4 protein-coding genes are annotated in these 3560 nt (G+C 40.0%); 3 read left to right on the top strand and 1 reads right to left on the bottom strand.

Annotation, left to right across the window (positions count from 1 at the left end; all coding sequences use genetic code 11):
• Positions 1-221: 221 nt before the first annotated feature.
• The 3 genes from C9J38_RS21340 (at position 222) to C9J38_RS21335 (ending at position 2539) form a co-directional block, all read left to right on the top strand.
• The gene (locus C9J38_RS21340; protein WP_233218544.1) at positions 222-1076 is read left to right on the top strand and encodes a hypothetical protein; all 855 of its coding nucleotides are present in this window, start codon (positions 222-224) and stop codon (positions 1074-1076) included.
• Positions 1046-1180, top strand: coding sequence for a hypothetical protein (locus C9J38_RS22135; RefSeq protein WP_255418779.1), 135 nt, complete (start codon positions 1046-1048; stop codon positions 1178-1180). The genes C9J38_RS21340 and C9J38_RS22135 overlap by 31 nt, the downstream gene beginning before the upstream one ends.
• 138 nt (positions 1181-1318) lie before the next feature.
• Positions 1319-2539 (top strand): hypothetical protein, encoded by a 1221-nt coding sequence (locus tag C9J38_RS21335; RefSeq protein WP_107208798.1) that lies wholly within the window; start codon positions 1319-1321, stop codon positions 2537-2539.
• 50 nt (positions 2540-2589) lie between these two features.
• Here the strand turns inward: C9J38_RS21335 and C9J38_RS21330 are convergent.
• On the bottom strand, positions 2590-3560 hold a 971-nt coding region (locus tag C9J38_RS21330), incomplete at its 5' end, for an SUMF1/EgtB/PvdO family nonheme iron enzyme (protein WP_107208797.1).

Raw genomic sequence — 3560 nt, 5'->3', positions numbered from 1 at the left:
TAGTTTTATATGATTCGTCAAACCATTACATTAAAACATTATAAAAACTAATCCAAAATCACGTTAACACGATATGAATGAGTAAACGATCTAACGCATAATAATCTGCGTGCTTTTTTATGGAGGTAATATCTCATAATCAGGCCAATTATTGCCCAGTCTATTAAGCGTGTACTCTTACTCTGGAAATCGTTAACGCCGAAGAAAGATTGAAAATAACCATGAAAAATACCCCGTACAACTCACAGCATATTCCGCCGCAAGCGCCGGGGAATCAGCAAGGCTTTTGGTCTCAAATGGCCAGAAAAGGTGTGCACTTCCCATTTACTCGTAACAATCATCACGTGCCAGAAAAAGAGCTGCGATCCCGTACCCCCTCTGAACTGAAAAAGCTTAAGACATTTGAGAGTGATATATATAGTGAGCGTGAAATTCACGACATCACTTTCCCATGGTGGGGCTTGGTCTATTTTTATGCCGTGACTTTTGCGAAAGGTACCGCAATGATTATTATGCCGTTGTTTTTTTTGATTTGTGTTATGGCAAATATTCTAACTGAAGCTCCACAAAGTGACGTTAATACAGCATATTTTGGGTTAATCTGTATATCTGTGGTGTGTCTACTCATTTGGTGGTCTTTCTCTTTTTTTAATGGAAAATTACCCATTAAAACCTTATTTTCATTAAGCCGAGAAACAGGCATGGTCACACTACATGGCTTCGGTAATAAGGTGCGATTTAGTCACCCTTTTGTTGAGTTTGATTGCTACCTGACAACATCGCCAACCCCACAAGGTTTTATTAATTATCAACTGTTTCTTGTTCATCGTTATAATGGTTATAAACATGGGGTTCCCATTGGTCGTTTTATTAATGGTTCAAGAGATCTTGATGAATACAAACGCTTATGGAACATGATCCAAGCCTATATGGATGTGAGCCAGCCTTTGCCCGACATTCCAATGAATGAGCCTTTTCGCCATAAAGACAATGCAACCGTTGCTTATGACAAGGCGCATCATCGAAAGCCAGACTTTGGTTCAGTATGGATGATGAAGCGTTTGAACAAGCAGTGACGAAAATTGTTGAGAAGCAAAATTCAGAGCCACCATTGGGTGAAGTTATACCGATCCCTACCACTGATTCTATAGCAACCACACCAAACACGGCTTCTGCCTAACGCATAATAAGCACGCCCATCTCGGCGTGCTTTTTTGTGGAGGTCATATCTTATAATCAGGCCAATTATTGCCCAGTCTATTTAGCGTGTATTCTCACTCAGGAAATCGTTAACGCCGAAGATAGATTGAAAATAACCATGAAACATACCCCGTACAACTCACAGCACATTCCGCCGCAAGCGCCGGGGAATCAGCAAGGCTTTTGGTCTCAAATGGCCAGAAAAGGTGTGCATTTACCCGCCTTATACCCTCTAGGGCATTTTAGATGTAGCGCAACGTTAACATTAAGTTGTTTAGTGACAGCGATGGCGAGTGGTAAAGTAATGTTCAAAAATCAGGCTGAGGAAAGTGCGGGAACAGGCGTTATTTTCTCTCCTCAACCTACGATGGCAGTAAAACCATCAGGGCAAATAGGTGTCAGTGCTGAAGGGTTTGCTGGTGCTCAAGCTGGCGGGCAGTTAAGTGGCAAGGTCGAGTGGTTAACCCCTCAAAAAACGGGGACGACTGATTTTTCGGCTTTAGTTGAAATCAAAGCGGAAGGCAATGTGGCGTTTGGGCTTGGTGCTGGAGTCGATTTTCAGCTTCGATTTAATAGAGGTAAATTTGAATGCCATTGCTGTGCGCGCTTGGTATGGGGACCCGGAGCTTCTGGCGGCTTTGGTACCTCGATTGATTTTTCACAGTTATTTGAATTAGCAAAAATCATTTGGGAAGCGATTGATACTATTGGTTGCCGTGTAATAAAAAACATAGATAGCCAATCCTATAATTATTTATATCAGGCCGCCTATAACGCTTTTACGGATATTAATTTAAATACGATTGAAAATAGTATAAATACTGGATTTGTTAATATTAGTGATTGGTGGAGATATCGTCTAGTAATGATAAAAAATGATATGTTCATTTCAGATGAAGCCAAACGTTTAAGTGCGCGGATTTTAAATCAAGATCGCAAGGTATTGAGTGGTGTCAGTTTAAAAGTTCTTCCTCCTGAAACGGTGGGAATGATGCTCAATACCCTAGTACATACATATTGGTTTAATCTTGAGGAGGAGCAGGAAGCAGCAATTTATGTGTTATTAAGCGGTACTATTCGCTCTTGGCGCAAGTTTGTTGAAGTGTTAGCCCACATGAATATCGAAGGTAAAAAACAAAGTTCAGATAATGCGCTTATAAATAACCTACAGCGAATAAATAAAATTTTAGATGGAAAACAGCAAATAGAATTTAATCAATGGATAGCTCAATTAGCTAGTGTAAATCATTTAGATAATATGGGGATGATCCCTTCAACTCCATTCACCATTTATGATTTCCAACATAGAAAACAAAAGAAAAGAGTATTAGAAATTTAATTTGGAGCTGCCGACAATAGCCAAGTGGTATTGTCGGCACTAACTGAATACTACTTTACTGGTGTCGTTTGTTGAACCGCGCAACGAAAGCCGTATGTTGGGTAATATTTATCTTGAACAATGGCTTCACCTCCTCGCGAGGTTATAAATGGTGCATCTCCCCCCCAACCTCTCATGACCTTTCTAGTCCCTGTTGATGGTCCTTGAGGATCGATTTCGGGTGAATGTTGGTAATAATCATTAGCATACCAATCATTAATCCACTCTGTTACATTACCTGTCATATCATACAAACCTAGTGGATTAGGAGGGAATTGCTTAATATCTTTAGATTCAAAGAGGCCACCATAATTCCATTCATCTTTTGTGTAATCGACATACCTACCATTAACCAAATAATGACTATTTTTACGCTGGATATAACCGTTATTAGTAGCATAATATAGATACTTTCCACGATTTCTTGCTGCATATTCCCATTGTGCTTCTGTGGGTAAATCAATCGGAGAACCCGTTAATTCACCCAGCCATAAACAGTAATCTTTTGCCTCTTGCCAGGTTTTGGTTGGTGTTGCTTTATTTTTAAACTGTTCATCAGAAAGGTCATATTTCGCCCTATTTTCAGCTTTGACAACGGGCAGATTATGCGCCCTTTTAAAAGCATCAAAGCCGTGATAGGTCGTTTCATGATTAGCTAATGAGTAGTTACTTAAGGTTACTTTATGCATAAAATTAGCGCCAGTTTCAGCATTCGACAAAGCGGTATTACACTTAGCATCTGGCGACCAATCCATTCTATCCGTAGAAATGGGGTTACAAGGTGCTTTAAATGCGCCCATCATGAAGGTTCCACCTTTGATAAACACCATGCTTTCTAGAGATTCAACAGCAACATCGACGATTTGATGTTGAAGTTTGGTATCTGCATCAGGGTAGAGCTTTTTTACTTTCGCTTCTATTTGAGTGATTTTTTCAGCTGGTACCGTTTTACTGGTTACTGAAGCGGTTGTCTCTCCAGTGC

This window comes from Photobacterium sp. GB-210 (assembly GCF_003026075.1).
In the GTDB taxonomy this organism is placed as follows: Bacteria; Pseudomonadota; Gammaproteobacteria; order Enterobacterales; family Vibrionaceae; genus Photobacterium.
Note: the sequence above shows the minus strand (reverse complement) of the source record. Positions and strands in the feature narration are given on the sequence as shown.